The organism is Rhodococcus pyridinivorans (genome assembly GCF_900105195.1).
GTDB classification, from domain to species: domain Bacteria; phylum Actinomycetota; class Actinomycetes; order Mycobacteriales; family Mycobacteriaceae; genus Rhodococcus; species Rhodococcus pyridinivorans.
In genome coordinates this window covers 2,558,204-2,577,868 of sequence record NZ_FNRX01000002.1, presented here as the reverse complement: position 1 = coordinate 2,577,868, position 19,665 = coordinate 2,558,204, and the positions used below count along the sequence as shown (strand labels likewise).

The following is a 19,665-nucleotide window of genomic DNA, read 5'->3' as shown; positions in this document are numbered from 1 at the left end:
TACGACCGGTTGCGGCCGGATCCTGACCGCAACCGGTGGGAGGATGACGGCATGGCGGACGTCACCGAGCGGATGCTCGCGTTGTTGTCGATCCTGCAGACCGGACGCGCGATCGGCGGGGACGAGCTGGCCCGGCGGCTGCAGGTGAGCCGCCGGACGCTCCGCCGCGACGTCGACCGGCTGCGCGGCTACGGATATCCCGTCGAAACCCGCTCCGGGCCCGGCGGTTTCTACCGTCTCGCGTCGGGACGTTCGATGCCGCCGCTGGTGCTCGACGACGACGAGGCCGTCGCGGTGCTTCTGGGGCTCGGCGCTCTCGCCGCGACCGGGCCGGCCGAAGGCGGACTCGACGACGCTGCCACCCGCGCCTACGGCAAGCTCGACCAGTTCCTGCCCGCGCGGCTGCGCCCGCGGGTCGCGGCCGTCCGCAGCGCGGTGGAGACGAGTGCGCTGCAGGCGCCCAGCGTGTCGGCGGAGCTGCTCGGCTCCGTGGCGGAGGCGATCGCACGGTGTGACACGCTCACCTTCGACTACGTCGACGCGCAGGGCTCGCCGACCTCGCGCAGGGTCGAGCCGTACCGGCAGGTCCACCACCTGCTGCGGTGGTACCTCCTCGGATGGGACGTCGATCGCGAGGACTGGCGGGTCTTCCGCCTCGATCGTGTGCGCGACCTGCTCCGCACCGGCCGACGGTTCGCACCCCGCCGACTTCCCGCCGGGTCCGCCACGGAATACCTGCGGCAAGGACTCCGGCAGGGGCGGACACCGGTGCACCTGGACGTGGCGGCCTCGGCCACGCACGTCGCCGACGCGCTGAAGTACCAAGACGCCGAGATCCGGCCGACGGGGGACGACCGGACCGAGGTGCACCTCGCGGTCGAGTCGTGGCAGTGGCTCGTCCTCGCGCTCGCCACCCTCGACGCCGACGTCCGGATGCGCGCGGACCCGGAGATCGTCCGGGCCTGCGCGGTGTTCGCCGATCGTCTGCGCGCGGCGGCGCAGGACGCCGTCGTCCCCTCCGAGGACGGCGCGAGGTGAATCTGGGCGCGGCAGATCGATTTCGAGTTCCGCACAGCTGCGTTACGAAGCTCCTCGCGCGCCCGACCGGGGTTCGCTACCGCAACACGCCGGGCGAAATCCGGTTCGGCGCGTCAGCTTCCGGGGCGGTCGTCCTCGGCGGGACCGAAGGCGCGGCGGGCCGACCGCGTCGACACGACACCCATCGCCACGACGGCCGCCACGATGCCGACGAGTGCGACGACCAGCCCGACGACCGGCGTGGGACGGACCGCCACGACGACGATCGCGGTGACGAGCAGCACGACGGTCGCCGTGCCGACGGACATCAGGGCGTGACGGCCGAAGGAGAAGTCTCCGCTCGACCGGCCGCGCCGCGGGTCGGTCACAACGAGTCGACCCAGTTCTGCAGCAGCTGCGCGCCGGCGTCGCCGGACTTCTCCGGGTGGAACTGGGTGGCCGACAGCGGACCGTTCTCCACGGCGGCGACGAACCGGCTGCCGTGTTCGGCCCAGGTCACCTTCGGCGGGGCGAGGCGCTCGGGAGCATCCAGTTCCCACGTGCGGGCGGCGTAGGTGTGGACGAAATAGAACCGGGTGTCGGCGTCCATGCCGGCGAAGAGCACCGAATCGGCGGAGGCCTCGACGGTGTTCCAGCCCATATGCGGCAGCACCGGCGCGTCCAGACGCTCGACCGTGCCCGGCCACTCCCCGCAGCCCTCGGTCTCGATGCCGTGCTCGACGCCGCGTTCGAACAGGATCTGCATGCCGACGCAGATGCCGAGCACCGGGCGTCCACCGGCGAGGCGGGTGCCGATGATCTTGTCTCCGCCGACGCTGCGCAGGCCCCTCATGCACGCGTCGAAGGCGCCGACGCCGGGGACGACGAGTCCGTCGGCGGCGAGCGCGATCTTCGGGTCGGCGGTGACCTCCACGTGCACGCCGGTACGGGCGACCGCCCGCGTGGCGGAGTGGAGATTGCCCGAGCCGTAGTCGAGGACGGCGACCGTGGTTGCGCTCATGATGTCGATTCTATGTGGTGGGACGGGGACGTTCCGACGGCCCGGCCAGTCGGGCCAGCAACGGCAGCGCCGGGACCAGGACCGCGGCGGCGGCGAAGGCCGCCGGGTATCCGGCCGCGGCGGCCACCGCGCCGAGGGCGAACGAACCGGCGCCGGTGCCGGCGTCGAAGCCGATGTTCCAGGCGGCGCTCGCCGACCCGGTGTTGCCCGCGCCGGCGCGACGGAACGCGACGAGCAGCGCCTCGTTCTGCACGACACCGAAGCCGAAGCCGAAGGCGATCGCGGCGACGATCAGCAGCACCGCTCCCCCTCGGTCGTCGGCGACGAGCGCGAAGGGAATCATCGCCAGGCCCGCGAGCCCGAGACCGACCGGCAGCAATTTGCCGGCGCCGATCCGGTCCGCGACGGAACCGGCCGCGTACCGCCCGATCAGCGAGGACGCGCTGAGCACGGCCAATGCCGCCGCGACGGGCAGACCGGCGACCGCGATGCGCAACAGCGAGGTGAGACCGCCGTAGGCGATCGCACCCGCGCCCACCGCGACCAGCGGGAACAACAGCACGACCGGAGGCACCCGTCGCGCCGTCCGGGATTGTTTCGCGGTCAGCCGCGGCAGACGGATCGCGGCGAGCAGACCGGCGGACGAGATGATCGCGCCGAGCACGAACACCGGCGTGGTGGAGAACCGCTCGGCGATCGCCAGGCCGGCGGGCAGGCCGATCGTCTGGGACGCGGCGATGGCGATGCCGAGCATGCCGGTGGCCCGGCCGAGCAATCGCGGCGGCGCGAGTTCGCCGACGAGGGCGGCCGCCGCCACGGTGATCATGCCGAAACCGATACCGCGCAGCGCGGAGATGCCGAGCACCGCCGCCGGAGCCATCGATACGAGGAACAGCAGCGACGGCGGCCCGAGGAACAGGCAGCCGGCCGCGAGCGTCGCGCGGTGACCGAACGCGCGCAGCAGTCGCGGCATCGCGAGCTGGGTGAGGACGGTGGTGAACATGAACACCGCCGTCACCGACCCGGCGAGCGTGTCGCTGCCGCCGGCCTCGGCGATCGCCCATGGCACGACCGGCAGCAGCAACGAGAAGCCGCCGAAGGCCGCCGCGGACGTCGACCACGCCGGGATCAGACCACGAACGGTGAACAGTCCTTGTTGTTCCGCCACGTCAGAGCAGCCGGAAGACGCCCGCGGCGACTGCCAGCACGGTCAGAGCCAGCAGCACACCCGCGAACAACGTGTTGCGCGCCTTCCACATCGACCACGTTCCGCCCGCGGCGAATCCGGCCACGATGAAGCACAGGTAGGTGAGGACGACATCCATATGTCAGAGACTGCCCTTCGTCGACGGGATGCCGGTCACCCGCGGGTCGGGTTCGACGGCCTCACGCAGCGCGCGGGCGACCGCTTTGAACTCGGCCTCGGTGATGTGGTGCGGGTCGCGGCCGTAGAGCACCCGCACGTGCAGTGCGATGCGGGCGTGGAAGGCGAACGACTCGAACACGTGCCGGTTGATCACCGTCGAGTAGGGCACGCCCGGATATCCCCCGATCACCGAGTGCACCATGTAGTCGGGCTCACCGGTGAGCACGCAGTAGGGACGGCCGGAGACGTCGACCGACGCGTGTGCGAGGGTCTCGTCCATCGGGATGAAGCAGTCGCCGAAGCGCCGGATGCCACGCTTGTCGCCGAGGGCCTGACCGAAGGCCTGGCCGAGGACGATGGCGGTGTCCTCGACGGTGTGGTGGGCCTCGATCTCGATGTCGCCCTGCGCCTGCACGGTGAGGTCGAACGAACCGTGCTGGCCGAGCGCGGTGAGCATGTGGTCGTAGAACGGGATCCCCGTGGAGATCTCGGTGCGACCGGTGCCGTCGAGGTCGATCTCGACGGTGATGCTCGATTCCTTGGTGGTGCGTTCGACGCGCGCGATGCGGTCGCTCATCGGGTTTCCTCGATTTCCGTGGCCGCGAGCTTCTCGCTCACTCGCAGCAACTCGTCGTTCTCGTGGGTCAGGCCGATCGTGGTGCGCAGGTAGCCGGGGATCCCGACGTCGCGGATGAGCACACCCTCGTCGAGATACCGCTGCCAGGTGGCAGGGGCGTCCGCGAAGTGGCCGAAGAGGATGAAGTTGGCGTCGGAGGGAATCACGTCGTAGCCGAACCGGGCGAGTTCGGCGGCGACGCGGTCGCGCTGGGCGGCCAGTTCCGCAACCGACGCGAGAGTTTCGTCGGCGTGCCGCAGGGCCGCACGCGCGGCGGCCTGGGTGACGACCGACAGGTGGTAGGGCAGGCGCACGAGCAGCAGCGCCTCGATCACCGCGGGGGCGGCGGCGAGATAACCGAGCCGTCCGCCGGCGAAGGCGAACGCCTTGCTCATCGTCCGCGAGACGACGATCTTCGTCGGGTACTCGTCGATCAGCGACAGAGCGCTCGGCTGCGAGGAGAACTCGACGTACGCCTCGTCGACGATCACGATGCCGGGGGCGGCGTCGAGGATCACCCGCAACTGGTCGAGCGGGATGCTGTGTCCCGTCGGGTTGTTGGGGCTGGTGACGAAGACGACGTCGGGCCGCCGCTCCCGCACGGCCGCGGCGGACGCCTCGACGTCGAGGGTGAAGTCGTCGCGCCGGTAGGTGGACAGCCACTCGGTCTGGGTGCCGTCGGCGATGATCGGGTGCATCGAGTACGACGGCACGAAGCCCATCGACGTGCGCCCGGGGCCACCGAAGGCCTGCAGGAGCTGCTGCAGGATCTCGTTGGAACCGTTCGCGGCCCAGACGTTCTCGACGCCGAGGGGAACACCGGACGCCTTCGTCAGATAAGCGGCGAGGTCGGTGCGCAGCGAGACCGCGTCGCGGTCGGGATAGCGGTGCAGCTGCGTCGCCGCCTCACGCACGGCCTCGGCGACGTCGTCGACGAGCGCCTGCGTGGGCGGGTGCGGGTTCTCGTTGGTGTTGAGCTGGACGGGCACCGTCAGCTGCGGTGCACCGTAGGGCGACTTGCCGCGCAGATTCTCGCGCAACGGCAGGTCGGCGAGGGTGATGCGGGAGCCGGGGATCTGGGTCACTTCAGCGCCTCGAATCGCAGACGGACGGCTTCACCGTGGGCGGGCAGGTCCTCGGCGTTCGCGAGGGTGATGACGTGACCGGAGACGTCCTTCAGGGCCGCCTCGGTGTACTCGACGACGTGGATGCCGCGCAGGAAGGTCTGCACGCTCAGGCCCGACGAGTGCCGGGCGCAGCCGGCGGTGGGCAGCACGTGGTTCGATCCGGCGCAGTAGTCGCCGAGGGAGACCGGCGCCCACGGCCCGACGAAGATCGCGCCCGCCGACCGGACACGCGCGGCGACCTCGGAGGCGTTCTCGGTCTGGATCTCGAGGTGCTCGGCGGCGTAGGCGTTGACGACCTTCAGGCCCTGCTCGATGTCGTCGACGAGGACGATGCCGGACTGGCTGCCGGACAGCGCGGTGGTGACGCGCTCGCGGTGCTCGGTGAGCTCGAGCTGCGCGGCGAGCGCGGTATCGACGGCGTCGGCGAGGTCGGTGCTGGTGGTGACGAGCACCGAGGCGGCCATGACGTCGTGCTCGGCCTGACTGATCAGGTCGGCGGCGACGTGCACCGCGTCGGCGGTGTGGTCGGCGAGGATCGCGATCTCGGTGGGACCGGCCTCGGCGTCGATGCCGACGACCGCGCGGCACAGCCGCTTGGCGGCGGTGACGTAGATGTTGCCGGGGCCGGTGATCATGTCGACCGGGGCGAGTTCGGCGCCGTCGGTGTCGGTGCCGCCGTAGGACAGTAGTGCGACACCCTGTGCGCCGCCGACGGCCCACACCTCCTCGACGCCGAGCAGGGCCGCGGCGGCGAGGATCGTCGGGTGCGGCAGTCCGCCGAAGTTCTTCTGCGGCGGCGAGGCGATGACGAGCGATTCGACGCCGGCGGCCTGCGCCGGCACGACGTTCATCACGACCGACGACGGGTAGACCGCGTTGCCACCCGGCACGTAGAGGCCGACGCGTTCGACCGGCACCCAGCGTTCGGTGACGGTACCGCCGGGGACGACCTCGGTGGTGACGTCGGTGCGGCGCTGGGCCGCGTGCACGACGCGCGTGCGCGCGATGGCCTCCTCGAGAGCGGCACGGACGGCGGGGGCGAGTTCGGCCAGCGCGCGGCCGAGTTCCGCGGCGGGAACACGTACCGAGGCGGGGCGGACCCCGTCGAACTTCTCGCAGTAGTCGAGCGCGGCCTCGGCGCCGCGATCGCGTATGTCGTCGACGACGGGACGGACCTGATGGAGCACCGCGTCCACATCCACTCCGCCGCGGGGCAGTGCGCCCCTGAGCTCCGCAGTGGTGGGAGTACGACCGCGCAGGTCGGTGCGGGCAAGCATGAGGTGTCCTCTCTCGTCGAACAGGGGTCACCTTCTACTATCTCGCATCGAGTGGTGACGTTCGAAGTCGCGCCCGCGTGAGGATGCTCTCGACACGGATCACCGTGCTTATGCTGACGGCATGGACGAGGACGAGTCGCGCCCGAGCACGTTGGGCGAATTGATCCGCCGCCAGCGTGAGCTCGCAGAACTGCCCATGCGTCAACTCGCGGCGATGGTGGGCATTTCGAATCCGTACCTGTCGCAGATCGAGCGGAACCTGCGGGCGCCGAGCGAGCGTGTGCTGCAAGCGATCGCCGAACAGTTGCACCTGTCAGCGGACACCCTCGCGACCCACGCGCAGGCCGACGACGGAGCGGAGTCCGCGGTCCTGCGGGCGATCCGCGAGGATCCCGACCTGACCAATCCCCAACGGCGTTCGCTCGAGGAGATGTACGAGGCGTTCCGCGAGGTCACCGTCGCGCGCCGTCGGCGTGGTGGAGGACGCGAACCCGACGAGAAGTGAGCATTCTCACAATCGGTACCGAGTGCGTTCGTGCGCCACCCAGCGTCCGAGGTCAGCCCGATTTCGTCGCCTCATCGACGAACATGCAGGTAGCACGTACCTGGGGGTAAGATGCGCACCTTTCTCGGCGACGTCACCATCGGCTCCGGACCATTCACCCAGTTCTGGAGTTGCTCGGTGCTCAACCATCTGCAGAAGAAGCTCACCTCCTCCCTCGACCCGATCGGGTGGGGACCGGCCGTCGCATCCGTCGCCGGCCGTGCAGTGAAGAATCCGCGGGCCGTGGCCGGCGCGACCACGGAGTACGCCACCCGCCTGGCGAACATCCCGGCAGCGGCGACACGCGTGTGGAACGCCGCCGATCCGCAGCCCCCGATGCCGCTGGATTCGAAGGACCGCCGGTTCTCCGATGCCGCCTGGAAGGAGAACCCGGCCTACTTCTCGCTGCTGCAGAGCTATCTCGCCACCCGCGAGTACGTCGAGGATCTCGCCGACGCCGGCTCGGGCGATCCCGTGCAGGACGGCAAGGCCCGCCAGTTCGCGAACTTGATGTTCGACGCACTCGCCCCCTCGAACTTCCTCATCAACCCGGGTGTGCTCGTGCGCGCGCTCGACACCGGTGGCGCAAGCCTGTTCCGCGGCGCGAAGTACGCCATCGAGGACGTCGTGCACCGGAAGGGCCTGCCGCTCAAGGTCGACCGCGAGGCGTTCACCCTCGGCGAGAACATGGCCGCGACCCCCGGCAAGGTCGTCTTCCGCAACGACCTCATCGAGGTCATCCAGTACGCCCCCCAGACCGGTGAGGTGCACGAGATCCCGATCCTGGCGGCGCCACCGTGGATCAACAAGTACTACATCCTCGATCTCGCGCCGCAGCGCAGCCTCATCGAGTGGGCCGTGCAGCACAACCGCACCGTGTTCGCGATCTCGTACCGCAACCCGGACGAGTCGATGCACGAGATCACGATGGACGACTACTACCGGCAGGGTGTCGCGGCGGCTCTCGACGCCGTCGAGGAGATCACCGGATCCTCGCGTATCGAGGTGCTGTCGATCTGCCTGGGCGGCGCGATGGCGGCAATGGCCGCGGCCCGCATGGGCAGGCTGGGCGACAAGCGGATCAGCGCGTTCACGATGCTCAACACACTCCTGGACTACAGCGAGGTCGGCGAGCTGGCACTGCTGACCGACGCGGCCACACTCGACCGCGTCGAGTTCCGGATGAGCAAGCAGGGCTTCCTCTCCGGCAACGAGATGGCCGGCAGCTTCGACATGATCCGCGCGCGCGATCTGATCTTCAACTACTGGGTGTCGCGGTGGATGAAGGGCGAGAAGCCCGCCGCCTTCGACATCCTCGCGTGGAACGAGGACAGCACCCGCATGCCGGCGAAGATGCACTCGCACTACCTGCGGTCGCTGTACGGCCGCAACGAGCTCGCGCGCGGCGTGTACGAGCTCGACGGCGAGGTCCTCGACCTGTCGGACATCACGTGCGACACCTATGTGGTGGGCGCGATCAACGACCACATCGTGCCGTGGACGTCATCGTATAAGGCCACGGGCCTGCTCGGCGGGTCGGTCCGGTACGTCCTGACCAGCGGCGGCCATGTGGCCGGCGCGGTCAATCCCCCCAACCCGAAGGCCTGGTTCGAGGCCGTCGGCGCGCCCGACGGCGAGAAGCTGCCGACGCTGCCCGAGGACCCGAAGGCGTGGTCGGAGAAGGCCACTCGCACCGCCGGGTCGTGGTGGGAGGACTGGACCGCATGGTCGACGAAGCGCGCCGGTGAGCTGGTCGCTCCCCCGGCGATGGGCAGCGCGCAGCATCCGCCGCGGTGCGATGCCCCGGGAACCTATGTCTTCGAGTGACGTTGCGCGTTAGCTATCATATTGCTAACCTGCTAACAGCGCTGATCCGAGCGCACCCCCACAGGGGAAGCCCCGCTCCTGTCACGAGCGCCCACGGAAGGTACACACCATGACCGCACCGACCAAGACCACCGCCGCCAAGGCCACCGATGCCACGGCCAAGGCGACCGAAGCCGCCACGAAGGCCGCCGCCGAGGCCACCGCAACGGCCCAGCAGTCGGCCGAAAAGCTGACCTCGACGGCCGCTGCGGTTGCCGACAAGGCCGCGACCGAGTTCACCAAGACCGTCGACGAGGCCACCGAGCGCTTCCAGGAGTTCAACGCGAAGTTCGTCGACGCCGCGAAGCAGAGCGGAAACCTCGGTGTCGACACCTACGAGAAGGCCGTCTCGAGCCTCCTGGATCTGCAGGAGAAGGTCGCCGACGCCACCCCCGTCGAGTGGGTCGCCGATCTCGCCAAGGCGCAGGTCTCCTTCGCTCGCGAGCTCACCACCACCGTCACGAGCACTGCTCGCGACCTGCTGAAGTAATCGTCGACTCACTCGATGCAGTCGATACCGAACACCGCATCAGCGGACGTTCTCCGGTGCAGTGCATGCTGACACTGACACCAGCCCGGATCGCCGCGGCCCCGTTTCGTCTCGGGACCGCGGCGATCGCCGGCTGGAGCGGCTATCTCGCCGGCCTCGTACGACGCGGCGCCACGCCGTGCACGCTGATCTCCGACGCGAACCGGTACAGCCGCGCCCTGACATCGGCCACGCCGCCGCGCTGGACCACGGACTGGCCGGTCGTGCGCCGGTGGCCCCTCGGAGGTCTGCGTGATTGCAGCACCTCCGACCCCGCACGCGACGAGATCCCGACGCTGCTGTTGCCGCCGCAGGCGGGCACCCATTCGTGCATCGTCGACCATTCCGCCGACCGCAGTCAGGTCGAAGCCCTCCGAGCCGGTGGCCTGACCCGCCTGCACTGTCTCGACTGGGCGCCCGCGACCCTCGCGACGGACGGCTGCTCGATCGACGAGCACCTGGCGGTCGTCGCCGAGGCCGTCGACCATCTCGGTGGCCGGGTGAACCTGATCGGCGACAGCCAGGGCGGGTGGCTCGGCACGGTCTACGCGGCGTTGCATCCCGAGCGCGTGCACTCGCTGACCGTGGCGGGAGCACCCATCGACTTCCACGTCGACCAGCCGGCGTTGTCGGTGCTGGCCCGCGCGCCCCACGGTGCCGCGGCCACAACGATCGACTTCTGGTACGGGGCGGCTCGGACCGTCGGAGTGCCGACCACCGATCCGATCGGTGAGATCGAACGAGCGATGACGCTGCTCGCCCTGCTCCACGATCCCGACGAAGTGGCGCGCTGGGAGGCCGAACGGCACTGGTTCACGTGGAAGCAGGAGATCCCTTCGGCCTTCCGCGCGTGGATAATGCGCCACCTGTTCGTGGGCAACGAACTCGTCGCCGGCAGCATGAAGGCCGAAGGACGCGTCGTCGATCTCGCGGCCGTCGACTGCCCGGTCCATCTGATCGCCGGCTCCGCCGACCCGATCGCGACTCCCCGGCAGGTCACCACGCTCGCGGAGTACGTATCGACCCCGCCGCAGAGGATCACCACCACCGTCGCCGACGCCGGTCACATCGGGCTGTTCATCGGCCGCCGCACCCTCACCGAAGTGTGGACGCCGCACGCCCGCCGTGTGGCGGCGACGGCCTGACTCATCCCGGGCCGTTCGGCGATGCGGCGCGCCGATTCTCGAAACGGCACGGTCAGTCGTTCCCGGCGTCGTCCTCCCCGCTCTCCTCGTCGTCGACCTCCACCCGGACGCCGAGGGCGGATTCCAGCGCCTCGAGTTCCTCGTCGAAGCGATCGAGCAGCCAGACGAGATCCGGGACCGTGCGACCGCACGCCGTGAGACCGAAGGCGATCTCGTCGTCGGTGCTCGTGCACGTGATGTTCAGCGCCTGCCCGTCGACGGGCACCGACAGCGGATACAACGCGTCGACGCGCGCACCGTTCCAGTACAACGGCGCATCGGGACCCGGCACGTTCGAGACGATCACGTTGAACGGCGGCCGCGGCAGCGCCCGGTTGCCGGTAAGTACTCCCACCGCCAGAGGCGCCACACCCACCGCGCTCGTCGCGAGACGACCGAGCTTCGACATCGAGTTCATCGCGTGCTTGCCCTCGATCATCGAACCACGCACGCGCGCAAGACGTTCTACCGGATCCACGCACTGCGTCCCGAGCGTGCACATGAGAATGCCGATCTCGTTGCCCGACGAGCTCCTGCTCTGACGCAACGAGACCGGGACCATCGCCACCAGCGAATCCTCCGGCAGCGCATCGTGTTCGGAGAGATACGCCCGCAACGCCCCACCGGACAGTTCGAGGACGACGTCGTTGAGCGTCGCGTCGGCCGCCTTGGCCGCCATTCGCAGTCGCTCGATCGGCCAGGATCGGGCCGCGAATCTGCGCGATCCGGAGATCTTCCGGTTGAGGATCGTGTTCGGAGCGCCCAGCGACAACGAACCACCGCGATTGTGCAGGGCACGGTCGACGGTGCCGACGAGCGCCGGAACCAGAGCGACCGCCTCGGACACGACGTTCACTGCATCGTTCACCGCACCGGTCGCCGCACGGACGGCGGCGCCGGGGAACCCGATCGCGGTACCCATCACCGAGCGGCTCGACGACTGCGCGTCTGCGACCGCCCACGGGGCCGGCATGTCGGTGCGGCCCGGGTCGGTGCTGAGCGCACGGCGCAGCAGGCGCATCGCCCCCACCCCGTCGGCGACCGCGTGGTGGATCTTCACGTAGAGGGCGTAGCGACCGTCGGCCAGCCCTTCGATCAGGTGCATCTCCCACAACGGGCGGGTGCGGTCGAGCAGCGACGCGTGCAGGCGGGAGACGAGTTCCCACAGATCGTCCATCGTGCCCGGGGACGGCAGCGCGTTGAACCGGACGTGGTAGTCGATCGAGAAGCGCGGATCGTCCTCCCAGGCCCACTGCCCGAGGGTGAACAGCGAGCGGGTGGGCCGCTTGCGCCACAGCGGCCCGGCGGGTTCCTCCCGGGCGAGCGCCTCGGCGAACATCGACTTCAGGTCACTCGCGTCCTTGCCCTCCGGCGACTGGAACAGCAGGAGACCGCCGACATGCATCGGGTGGTCGCGCGACTCGCCGAGCAGGAACATCGAGTCGGTCGGTGACATCGGTAACCGCATCGTGTTCTGTCTTCCTCCCCCACCCGGCACCGGCGACAACCGGAGCACCGCCCCTACGTGACCGGTACCGGCACGTCGATGTGCTGTCAGTTCTACCCCAGAAAGCGCACGTGCGGGGACCGTCTCACCGACGGATGTTCCGGTGGCGCGTCCGATTCATCCGTGCCGCGACCTGCGACCTACACGCTCACATGTCGAGGCCGAAGTCCAGGACGGTCACAGAGTGGGTGAGCGCACCCACCGCGAGGAAGTCGACGCCCGTGCGCGCGTAGTCCGCGGCGACATCGAGGGACAGGCCGCCGGAGGATTCGAGTCGTGTCTGCGGCGCGTGGGTGTTGCGCCGCTGCACCGCGATCTGCGTCTGCCACAGCGGGAAGTTGTCGAGCAGGATCAACTCGACGTTCTCGGCGAGCACCTCGTCGAACTGTTCGAGGGTGTCGACCTCCACCTCGCACGCGATGTCGGGGGCATGCTCGCGGACGGCTCGCAGCGCCGCGACCACCGAACCGGCCGCCGCGACATGGTTGTCCTTGATCAGCGCCTCGTCGCCGAGCCCCATGCGGTGGTTGACGCCGCCACCCATCCGCACCGCGTACTTCTGCAGCGCGCGCATTCCCGGCAGTGTCTTGCGGCTGTCGCGGATCTTCGCCTCGGTGCCCGTCACCGCATCGACCCAGTGCGAGGTCGCCGTCGCGATGCCCGACAGGTGACACAGGAGATTGAGCATCGTGCGCTCGGCGGTGAGCAGGCCGCGGGTCGGCGCCTCGACGGTCAGGACCGAATCCCCGGGCAGCACGCGCTCGCCGTCGGACCTGCGATCGAGCACGCGGTAGTGATCGGCGCCGATGACCTCGTCGAGGACGAGCAGACCGACATCGAGACCGGCGAGGGTGCCGGCCTGCCGCGCGACCACCGAGGCAGTGGCGACGGCGTCGGCGGGCACGGTGGCGTCGGTGGTGACGTCCGCTCCGTAGCGTAGATCCTCGTCGAGCGCCTTCCGGACCAGCTCGCGGGTCTCGGCGAGGTCGAGTCCGTCGGGCAGGGCGGTGGTCATCTCAGTTGACTCCTGTCAGTTCCGGTGTGGTGAAGGACAACTTGCCGTCATCGTCGATGCGCAGTTCGAGGCTGCGTGCCTGCGTCGGGTCGGTGTCCGGACGGTCGCTGCGGGTGTGGCATCCCCGCGATTCGGTGCGGCGCTGCGCCGCGAGCAGCAGGGCCCGCGCGGTGACGGTGAGGGCCGAGTCCTCGAGCCGATCGGCGTCGGTACAGCTTGCTGCGACGCTCATCCTGTCGAGTTCGACTGCGGCAGCGGCCAGTCCGTTCGCGTCGCGCACGACCAGCGCGTGCCGGGTCATGAGCTGCTGCAGCACCGTCCGATCACAGACGGCCGAGGCGACGGCGGGAATGCCGTCGGTCTCGACACGCGTTCCGGCCCGTTCGATCGCCGCGGCCATCCCCGCGCGCTCGCCGAGGACGAGCCCTTCGAGAAGGCTGTTGGAGGCGAGCCGGTTCGCGCCGTGCAGGCCGGTACGTGCCACCTCACCGGCCGCGTACAGACCGGGAATGCGGGTGCGGCCGTGCACATCGGTCACGACACCGCCGCACGAATAGTGCGCGGCGGGAGCGACCGGCAGCAGATCACGGGCCGGATCGAGACCGGCGTCGGCACACATCGCCGTGATGGTCGGAAAACGCGTGGCAAAGCCGTCGAGGTGACGGGCGTCGAGGTACACGTGATCCTCACCGAGTGCAGTGAGTCGCTCGGCGATGGCCCGCGAGACGACGTCTCGGGGTGCGAGGTCGCCGAGCGGATGCACACCCTCGGTGATCGATCGGCCGCGGGAGTCGACCAATCGTGCTCCCTCCCCGCGCACTGCTTCGCTGATGAGCGGCCGACGTCCGGTGCCGCCTTCCGCGAACAGCACGGTCGGGTGGAACTGGACGAATTCGAGGTCGGCGACACCGGCGCCGGCGGCCAGGGCCAGCGCGATGCCGTCGGCCGTGGCGCCGGGCGGATTCGTGCTGCACGCGTACAGCTGCCCGAGGCCACCGGTCGCGAGCAACACGGCCGGGGTGTGGACGACGCCGAACCCGCGCTCGTCGAGGACGAGCAGTCCGGTGACGCCCCGCGCATCGGTGAGGATCCGGGCGGCAGCGGCGCCGAACAGGACGGGCAGACCCGCCGCGCCGAGGGCGCGCTGGACCGCCGTGCCGAGGGCGCGCTGAACTTCGGCGCCGGTCGCGTCGCCACCGGCGTGGATGATGCGGCGGGTGCTGTGCCCACCCTCGCGGGTGCGGGCGATGTCGCCGTCTCCGGCGGTGTCGAACACCGCTCCGAGGTCACGCAGGGCGGTGACGGCGTCGGGGCCGGCGGTGACGATCGAGCGCACCGCGTCCTCGTCGCACAGTCCTCCGCCCGCGGCGAGGGTGTCGGCGACGTGGGCGTCGACGCTGTCGCCCACCGGCGCCACCACGGCGATGCCGCCCTGGGCGTACTGGGTGGCCGTGTCGGTGGGGCCCCCTTTGCTCACCATGAGCACCCGTGCGCCGCGCCGGGAGGCCGCGCGCGCGGCCGTGAGACCGGCGACGCCACCCCCGACGACCACCAGGTCGGCGTGGTCCTCCCACGCGACCGTGATGGCGGTGGTCACTCGCCGCTGCCCGGGTTGCCGATGGCGATCATGCGCTGCACCGACAGGCGTGCCCGCTCGGCGACGTCGGCTGCGACGTGGACCTCGTCGCGTCCCTCCTGCAGGCAGCGCAGCAGCGCGGCGGGCGTGATCATCTTCATGTAGGGGCACGACGCCCGGTCGTTGACCGCCTGGAAGTCGATGCCGGGCGCGGCCTTGCGGAGCTGGTGCAGCATGCCGACCTCGGTGGCGACGAGGACCTGCTTCGCGCCGGTCTCCCGGGCGGCGTCGATCATCCCGCCGGTGGACAGGATTCTGACCTTGTCGTCGGGCACGAAGCCCTCCCCGGCGAGATACAGCGCCGAGGTGGCGCAACCGCACTCGGGGTGGACGAACAGGTCGGCGTCGGGGTGCGCCTTGGCCTGCGCGGCGAGCTCGTCGCCGTTGATGCCCGCGTGCACGTGGCACTCCCCAGCCCAGATGTGCATGTTCTCGCGACCGGTGACGCGCTTGACATGGGCGCCGAGGAACTGGTCGGGCAGGAACAGCACCTCGCGGTCGGGGTCGATGGACGCGACGACGTCGACGGCGTTCGAGGACGTGCAGCAGATGTCGGTCAGGCCTTTGACCTCGGCGGTGGTGTTGACGTACGAGACCACCACGGCGTCGGGGTGGTCGGCCTTCCACTCGCGCAGCTGGTCGGCGGTGATCGAGTCGGCGAGCGAGCAGCCGGCGCGCTCGTCGGGGATGAGCACCGTCTTGTTCGGGCTGAGGATCTTCGCGGTCTCGGCCATGAAGTGCACGCCGCAGAAGACGATGGTGTCCTCCTCGGCCTCGGCGGCGATACGCGAGAGCGCGAGCGAGTCGCCGACGTGGTCGGCGACGTCCTGGATCGCGGGAAGCTGGTAGTTGTGCGCGAGCAGCGTGGCGTTGCGCTCACGGGCCAACCGGCGGACCTCCTCGGCCCACTCCGGCGTCGCCTCGACGCCCGTGTATCCGCCGGGGCCGTCGACGATGGTGGCGGCTCCCGCCCACTCGGTCGTGGTCATGGCCTAGCTCCTTCGAGGGTGTCATCCCGGCGGGTTCTACCGGAATTGCCGTATTCGAGGTTTTCGACTTAGGATCGAAAACATGACACATGGTAACACCCGTCACGAAGTGCTCATCGCCGTGTTCCAGGTTCGCCGCTTCCCGGACGCCTCGGGAGCCCTCCGCGAGGAGCCCGAACTCGGGGTGCTGCTGTGGCAGCGGGCCCTCGATCCGCAGGTCGGCACGTGGTCGCTCCCCGGCGGCCAACTACGCAACGACGAGGACCTCACGACGTCGGCGAGACGGCAACTGGCGGAGAAGGTCGACGTCCGCAAGGTCGCGCACCTCGAACAGCTGTCGGTCTTCTCCGACCCGGATCGGGTGCCGGGACCGCGCACGATCGCGTCGACCTATCTCGGTCTGATCCCCCTCACCTCGGATCCCCAGCTGCCGTCCGATACGGCCTGGCATCCGGTCTCGGACCTTCCCGCGATGTCCTTCGACCACGGGGTGATGGTGGCGAACGCCCATGCGCGCCTTGCCGCGAAGCTGTCGTACACGAACATCGCATTCGGCCTCGCACCGGCGGAGTTCTCGATGTCCACGCTGCGCGACATCTATTGCGCTGCATTGGGTTACGAGGTGGATGCCACCAATCTCCAACGGGTGCTGGCGCGCCGGAACGTGCTCACCCGCACCGGCAACACCGCACCGTCCGGCAAAGCGGGAGGTCGCCCCCCGGCGCTCTACCGCTTCACCGATTCCAGGCTGCGCGTGACGGACGAATTCGCCGCCCTGCGACCGCCGGTGTGAACCTCCCGGAGGAGATCAGAAAGGCCGTCCCATGATGACCTCGAGCAACTGCAGCGGCATCGTCAGGAAGGCCGACCCGACGAACAGCGCCGAGCGCAGCGGGTCGCCCGCCAGATAACCTTCGCGGATCCATTCCAGAACATCGACCGAACCCATGCTGCCCCTCCCCTGATCGTCATGTGATTCCGACGTGTTTGTCGGACAAGAGGAGTCGCGCGTTACATGCTCGAAGACGGGATGCCCTCGGCCGAGCGCGTCAGGCCGGCGAGGACGGTCTCGACCAGTGTGCGGACGTAGTCCTCCGACGGGGGTTCGCCGGTGGTCGACCATTTCTGGGCGACAGGCGCGAACAGCATGTCCACGGCGACACCGAGATCGAGGTCGTCCGGCAGTTGCCCCGCACTCTGCGCGGCCCGAAGCCTGGCCTTCTTCATGTCCCGCATCGGCGCGTCGAGGCGGTGTTCGTATTCCGCTGCGAGTTCGGGGTCTTCGAGTACCGCCACGGTCAACGCTCGCAGGGGGACGGCGAACGTCGGATCACGCAGCTCCGCCACGGTGGCCTGCAGCACCGCGACGAGGTCCGCGCGGAGGTCGCCGGTGTCGGGCAGCGCGGCCTCGTCTCCGGCATCGCCCTGCGTGTGTGCCAGATACGCGTCGAGGAGGACGGCTCCTTTCGACGGCCACCAGCGATAGATCGTCTGCTTCCCCACGCCGGCCCGGGCGGCGATCGCCTCGATACCGAGTTTCGAGTAGCCGACCTCGGCGACCAGGCCGAAAGCGGCATCGAGGATCGCTTTCCGCGAGGCGGGGTTCCGCCGGGAGTGTCCGGTTTCGGGGCGTGGGGGCATGGGACGACGATATCTCATCGAGACGAGACGTTGCGTCTTGACAGGCGCCCTCCGGAGGGTCATCCTCGAATGAACGAGACGGACCGTCTCGTCTCACTCAGGAGATATGCATTGAAGACCCAACCGACGACCGCGTCCCCCGCCACCCCCGGCGTCCGTCCCCGCACCTGGTTGATCACCGGCGCGAGCCGCGGCCTGGGCAGGGAGTTCGCCCGTGCGGCGCTGTCGAGAGGCGACAACGTCGTGGCCGTCTCCCGATCGATCGAATCGGCCGATCTCCCCCGGGATCCGGAACGTCTCCTCCGACTCCCGGCCGACGTCACCGATCGCACGGCGGTGTTCGCCGCTTTCGACACCGCCCGCGAGCATTTCGGAGGCCTCGACATCGTCGTCGACAACGCGGGCACCATGGCCTACGGATTCGTCGAGGAGTTCACCGAGGAGCAGGCGCGTGCACAGTTCGAGACGAACTTCTTCGGAGCGATGTGGGTCAGCCAGGCCGCCATGGCGGCCTTCCGGAGCCGAGGACGCGGGCATCTCGTGCAGATCTCGAGCATCGGGGGCGTACTGAGCGGGCCCGGCACAGGGCTGTACAGCGCGAGCAAGTTCGCCCTCGAAGGACTCAGTGAAGCCCTGGCCGTCGAGGCCGCGCATTTCGGCATCGACGTCACGATCGTCGAACCGGGCGGCTACCGGACCGATCTCTACACCACCATGACGGTGAGCACTCCGCGATCGGACTACGACTCGCTGCGAGCCGAGATCGAAAAGCAGAGCGCGTCCACGAGCATCGACAGCCACCCCGCCCTGGCCGCGCGGGCACTGCTCGAGGTCGTCGATGCCGACCGGCCACCTCGACGCATCGTCCTGGGCAATGCCGTCCTGGATGCGGCCGTGGCCGCCACCCGGGAGAAGATTGCCACCTGGCTCGAGTGGGAGTCGGTGAGCCGTGCCGCGGAAGATGCCGTACCGGCATTGGAATCCGTGAGTGGGGAGCGATCCGCGATCTAGAATGGGCAGATCGTGTGTCGGGCGGACCCCAGGTCAGGTGATCCCATGAACGTCGACGACATCTGGAACACCATCGACGAGCAGCGCGCACGAACTGCAGACCTGCTGGAACAACTGACCGAGGACGAGTGGCGCCGGCCGTCGCTGTGCGAGGGCTGGACCGTGCGCGACGTCGCCGCGCACCTCACGTTGCAGCAGCTCACCGTGGTCGATTTCGTCCGGATGGTCGTGCGTCATCGCGGCGGGGTGAACACGATCATCCGCGAGTCCTCTCGCGACCGTGCCCGGCGACCGACGCAGGAGTTGATCGCCGACCTCCGGGGAATGATCGGCTCCCGGCGGCACAATGTGGGCATCACCCCGCTCGAGGCCATGATCGATCTGCTCGTCCACGGTCAGGACATCGCGGTGCCGTTGCAGCTCGACCTGCCGATGCCACCGGATGCCGCGGCGGCGGGGGCCAGTCGGATGTGGTCCACCCGCGGCACCGGGAAGGCCCGGGTCTTCGCCGACGTCCCGCTCGACGGATTCCGTTTCAGCGCAACCGATACCGAGTGGTCCTCCGGTTCCGGACCCGAGGTGCGGGGACCGATCTCCGCGATCCTGCTGCTGCTCTCGGGCCGTCGCGCGGGGTTGTCCCGATTGGAGGGCGACGGCGCCGGCGAACTGCGCCGCCGGCTGGCGCACGCGTGATGGCACGATGGGAGGCATGAGTGCCGACACCCGCGTCCTGTGGACCATCGGCCACTGGACGTGCCCGCAGTCCGTCCTGCTCGACACGCTGACCTCGGCCGACATCGAACTCGTCGTCGACGTGCGGAAGATGCCCGGTTCGCGCCGCAGCCCGCAGTTCGACGCCGACGAGATGCCGTCCTGGCTCGACAGCGCCGGGATCGGCTATCTGCACCTCACCGAACTCGGTGGCAGGCGCCCCAAGCAGAAGGGCATCGATCCGGCCGTCAACGCGGGCTGGAAGAACGCGAGTTTCAAGAACTACGCCGATTACACCCTCACCGACGACTTCGAGGCCGGATTGGAGCGCCTTACCGAACTGGCCGAGCATCGGCACGTCGCGATCATGTGCGGCGAGCCGATGCCGTGGCGCTGTCACCGACTGTTGATCGCGAACACCCTCGCCGCACGGGGATGGACCGTCGTGCATCTCGTCAACAACGCGAAGCCGCGACAGCACGAACTGGGACAGTGGGGCGCGACGCCGTCGGTGGGTTCCGACGGGATCGTGACCTATCCTGCCGAAGAACGTGAGCTCCCGTAGCGTTCCGAGCCTCGCAGAGGCCCGCGTGCTCGCCCCGCCCGGG

The 19,665-nt window shown here is 69.4% G+C and carries 22 protein-coding genes; 9 read left to right on the top strand and 13 right to left on the bottom strand.

The window, feature by feature from the left end:
* Positions 1-51 precede the first annotated feature (51 nt).
* The gene (locus BLV31_RS12330; RefSeq protein ID WP_033097642.1) at positions 52-1,038 is read left to right on the top strand and encodes a helix-turn-helix transcriptional regulator; all 987 of its coding nucleotides are present in this window, start codon (positions 52-54) and stop codon (positions 1,036-1,038) included.
* A gap of 113 nt (positions 1,039-1,151) precedes the next feature.
* On the opposite strand, the gene BLV31_RS12325 is transcribed toward BLV31_RS12330, so the two are convergent.
* The 7 genes from BLV31_RS12325 to hisD are packed head-to-tail and all read right to left on the bottom strand — an operon-like array spanning position 1,152 to position 6,424.
* Positions 1,152-1,406 (bottom strand): hypothetical protein, encoded by a 255-nt coding sequence (locus BLV31_RS12325; protein WP_033097641.1) that lies wholly within the window; start codon positions 1,404-1,406, stop codon positions 1,152-1,154.
* On the bottom strand, positions 1,403-2,038 hold the full coding sequence (gene hisH, locus BLV31_RS12320; protein ID WP_064062081.1) for an imidazole glycerol phosphate synthase subunit HisH: 636 nt from the start codon (positions 2,036-2,038) through the stop codon (positions 1,403-1,405). The genes BLV31_RS12325 and hisH overlap by 4 nt, the downstream gene beginning before the upstream one ends.
* Positions 2,039-2,048: 10 nt before the next feature.
* Positions 2,049-3,206, bottom strand: coding sequence for an MFS transporter (locus tag BLV31_RS12315; RefSeq protein WP_033097639.1), 1,158 nt, complete (start codon positions 3,204-3,206; stop codon positions 2,049-2,051).
* A 1-nt stretch (position 3,207) separates the two neighbouring features.
* Positions 3,208-3,363, bottom strand: a complete 156-nt coding sequence (locus BLV31_RS25015) for a CG2302 family histidine operon protein (RefSeq protein ID WP_169823833.1) — start codon at positions 3,361-3,363, stop codon at positions 3,208-3,210.
* Between the two features lie 3 nt (positions 3,364-3,366).
* Complete coding sequence (gene hisB / locus BLV31_RS12310; RefSeq protein ID WP_064062080.1) at positions 3,367-3,981, bottom strand: imidazoleglycerol-phosphate dehydratase HisB; 615 nt, start codon at positions 3,979-3,981, stop codon at positions 3,367-3,369.
* Complete coding sequence (locus BLV31_RS12305; RefSeq protein WP_033097638.1) at positions 3,978-5,105, bottom strand: histidinol-phosphate transaminase; 1,128 nt, start codon at positions 5,103-5,105, stop codon at positions 3,978-3,980. The genes hisB and BLV31_RS12305 overlap by 4 nt, the downstream gene beginning before the upstream one ends.
* Entirely contained in the window at positions 5,102-6,424 is a 1,323-nt protein-coding gene (gene hisD / locus BLV31_RS12300) for a histidinol dehydrogenase (protein WP_006554076.1), read from the bottom strand. Before hisD ends, BLV31_RS12305 begins: the two co-directional genes overlap by 4 nt.
* 121 nt (positions 6,425-6,545) lie before the next feature.
* Here hisD and BLV31_RS12295 point away from each other — a divergent pair, with 121 nt between their 5' ends.
* The 4 genes from BLV31_RS12295 to BLV31_RS12280 all read left to right on the top strand — a co-directional run bounded on the left by BLV31_RS12295 (position 6,546) and on the right by BLV31_RS12280 (position 10,508).
* Positions 6,546-6,929, top strand: a complete 384-nt coding sequence (locus tag BLV31_RS12295) for a helix-turn-helix domain-containing protein (RefSeq protein WP_006554077.1) — start codon at positions 6,546-6,548, stop codon at positions 6,927-6,929.
* Between the two features lie 111 nt (positions 6,930-7,040).
* Positions 7,041-8,795: a PHA/PHB synthase family protein gene (locus tag BLV31_RS12290; protein ID WP_254707525.1), complete on the top strand. Its 1,755-nt coding sequence runs from the start codon at positions 7,041-7,043 to the stop codon at positions 8,793-8,795.
* A 109-nt stretch (positions 8,796-8,904) separates the two neighbouring features.
* Positions 8,905-9,324, top strand: coding sequence for a hypothetical protein (locus tag BLV31_RS12285; protein WP_006554079.1), 420 nt, complete (start codon positions 8,905-8,907; stop codon positions 9,322-9,324).
* Positions 9,325-9,389: 65 nt separating this feature from the next.
* Entirely contained in the window at positions 9,390-10,508 is a 1,119-nt protein-coding gene (locus BLV31_RS12280) for an alpha/beta fold hydrolase (protein ID WP_064061527.1), read from the top strand.
* Between the two features lie 52 nt (positions 10,509-10,560).
* Here the strand turns inward: BLV31_RS12280 and BLV31_RS12275 are convergent, their stop codons facing one another.
* The 4 genes from BLV31_RS12275 to nadA form a co-directional block, all read right to left on the bottom strand.
* Positions 10,561-12,003, bottom strand: coding sequence for a WS/DGAT/MGAT family O-acyltransferase (locus BLV31_RS12275; protein ID WP_064061492.1), 1,443 nt, complete (start codon positions 12,001-12,003; stop codon positions 10,561-10,563).
* A gap of 199 nt (positions 12,004-12,202) precedes the next feature.
* The gene (nadC, locus tag BLV31_RS12270) at positions 12,203-13,069 is read right to left on the bottom strand and encodes a carboxylating nicotinate-nucleotide diphosphorylase (RefSeq protein WP_064061493.1); all 867 of its coding nucleotides are present in this window, start codon (positions 13,067-13,069) and stop codon (positions 12,203-12,205) included.
* 1 nt (position 13,070) lies between these two features.
* Positions 13,071-14,666 (bottom strand): L-aspartate oxidase, encoded by a 1,596-nt coding sequence (locus BLV31_RS12265; protein ID WP_064061494.1) that lies wholly within the window; start codon positions 14,664-14,666, stop codon positions 13,071-13,073.
* On the bottom strand, positions 14,663-15,694 hold the full coding sequence (gene nadA, locus BLV31_RS12260) for a quinolinate synthase NadA (protein ID WP_019289717.1): 1,032 nt from the start codon (positions 15,692-15,694) through the stop codon (positions 14,663-14,665). Before nadA ends, BLV31_RS12265 begins: the two co-directional genes overlap by 4 nt.
* Before the next feature lie 82 nt (positions 15,695-15,776).
* Between nadA and BLV31_RS12255 the strand changes: the two genes are divergently transcribed.
* Positions 15,777-16,487 (top strand): NUDIX hydrolase, encoded by a 711-nt coding sequence (locus BLV31_RS12255; RefSeq protein WP_033097632.1) that lies wholly within the window; start codon positions 15,777-15,779, stop codon positions 16,485-16,487.
* Between the two features lie 15 nt (positions 16,488-16,502).
* Here the strand turns inward: BLV31_RS12255 and BLV31_RS25010 are convergent, their stop codons facing one another.
* Positions 16,503-16,643 (bottom strand): hypothetical protein, encoded by a 141-nt coding sequence (locus tag BLV31_RS25010; protein ID WP_006554085.1) that lies wholly within the window; start codon positions 16,641-16,643, stop codon positions 16,503-16,505.
* Between the two features lie 62 nt (positions 16,644-16,705).
* Entirely contained in the window at positions 16,706-17,335 is a 630-nt protein-coding gene (locus BLV31_RS12250) for a TetR/AcrR family transcriptional regulator (RefSeq protein WP_064061495.1), read from the bottom strand.
* Between the two features lie 111 nt (positions 17,336-17,446).
* Between BLV31_RS12250 and BLV31_RS12245 the strand changes: the two genes are divergently transcribed.
* Genes BLV31_RS12245 through BLV31_RS12235 form a run of 3 tightly spaced genes read left to right on the top strand, consistent with a single transcriptional unit; the run spans position 17,447 to position 19,622 of the window.
* Positions 17,447-18,346: an SDR family NAD(P)-dependent oxidoreductase gene (locus tag BLV31_RS12245; RefSeq protein WP_064061496.1), complete on the top strand. Its 900-nt coding sequence runs from the start codon at positions 17,447-17,449 to the stop codon at positions 18,344-18,346.
* A gap of 45 nt (positions 18,347-18,391) precedes the next feature.
* Positions 18,392-19,039, top strand: a complete 648-nt coding sequence (locus tag BLV31_RS12240; RefSeq protein ID WP_064061497.1) for a maleylpyruvate isomerase family mycothiol-dependent enzyme — start codon at positions 18,392-18,394, stop codon at positions 19,037-19,039.
* Positions 19,040-19,055: 16 nt separating this feature from the next.
* Positions 19,056-19,622, top strand: a complete 567-nt coding sequence (locus tag BLV31_RS12235) for a DUF488 domain-containing protein (protein ID WP_006554089.1) — start codon at positions 19,056-19,058, stop codon at positions 19,620-19,622.
* Positions 19,623-19,665: the final 43 nt, after the last annotated feature.

Excerpts from the sequence above, each read along its gene's own strand:
- BLV31_RS12285 (WP_006554079.1), top strand. The coding sequence starts at position 8,905 with ATGACCGCACCGACCAAGACCACCGCCGCCAAGGCCACCGATGCCACG.
- BLV31_RS12275 (WP_064061492.1), bottom strand. The coding sequence starts at position 12,003 with ATGTCACCGACCGACTCGATGTTCCTGCTCGGCGAGTCGCGCGACCAC.
- BLV31_RS12250 (WP_064061495.1), bottom strand. The coding sequence starts at position 17,335 with ATGCCCCCACGCCCCGAAACCGGACACTCCCGGCGGAACCCCGCCTCG.
- hisB (WP_064062080.1), bottom strand. The coding sequence starts at position 3,981 with ATGAGCGACCGCATCGCGCGCGTCGAACGCACCACCAAGGAATCGAGC.
- BLV31_RS25010 (WP_006554085.1), bottom strand. The coding sequence starts at position 16,643 with ATGGGTTCGGTCGATGTTCTGGAATGGATCCGCGAAGGTTATCTGGCG.
- nadC (WP_064061493.1), bottom strand. The coding sequence starts at position 13,069 with ATGACCACCGCCCTGCCCGACGGACTCGACCTCGCCGAGACCCGCGAG.
- BLV31_RS12295 (WP_006554077.1), top strand. The coding sequence starts at position 6,546 with ATGGACGAGGACGAGTCGCGCCCGAGCACGTTGGGCGAATTGATCCGC.
- BLV31_RS12290 (WP_254707525.1), top strand. The coding sequence starts at position 7,041 with ATGCGCACCTTTCTCGGCGACGTCACCATCGGCTCCGGACCATTCACC.
- BLV31_RS12240 (WP_064061497.1), top strand. The coding sequence starts at position 18,392 with ATGAACGTCGACGACATCTGGAACACCATCGACGAGCAGCGCGCACGA.
- hisD (WP_006554076.1), bottom strand. The coding sequence starts at position 6,424 with ATGCTTGCCCGCACCGACCTGCGCGGTCGTACTCCCACCACTGCGGAG.
- BLV31_RS25015 (WP_169823833.1), bottom strand. The coding sequence starts at position 3,363 with ATGGATGTCGTCCTCACCTACCTGTGCTTCATCGTGGCCGGATTCGCC.
- nadA (WP_019289717.1), bottom strand. The coding sequence starts at position 15,694 with ATGACCACGACCGAGTGGGCGGGAGCCGCCACCATCGTCGACGGCCCC.
- BLV31_RS12330 (WP_033097642.1), top strand. The coding sequence starts at position 52 with ATGGCGGACGTCACCGAGCGGATGCTCGCGTTGTTGTCGATCCTGCAG.
- BLV31_RS12255 (WP_033097632.1), top strand. The coding sequence starts at position 15,777 with ATGACACATGGTAACACCCGTCACGAAGTGCTCATCGCCGTGTTCCAG.
- hisH (WP_064062081.1), bottom strand. The coding sequence starts at position 2,038 with ATGAGCGCAACCACGGTCGCCGTCCTCGACTACGGCTCGGGCAATCTC.
- BLV31_RS12235 (WP_006554089.1), top strand. The coding sequence starts at position 19,056 with ATGAGTGCCGACACCCGCGTCCTGTGGACCATCGGCCACTGGACGTGC.
- BLV31_RS12280 (WP_064061527.1), top strand. The coding sequence starts at position 9,390 with ATGCTGACACTGACACCAGCCCGGATCGCCGCGGCCCCGTTTCGTCTC.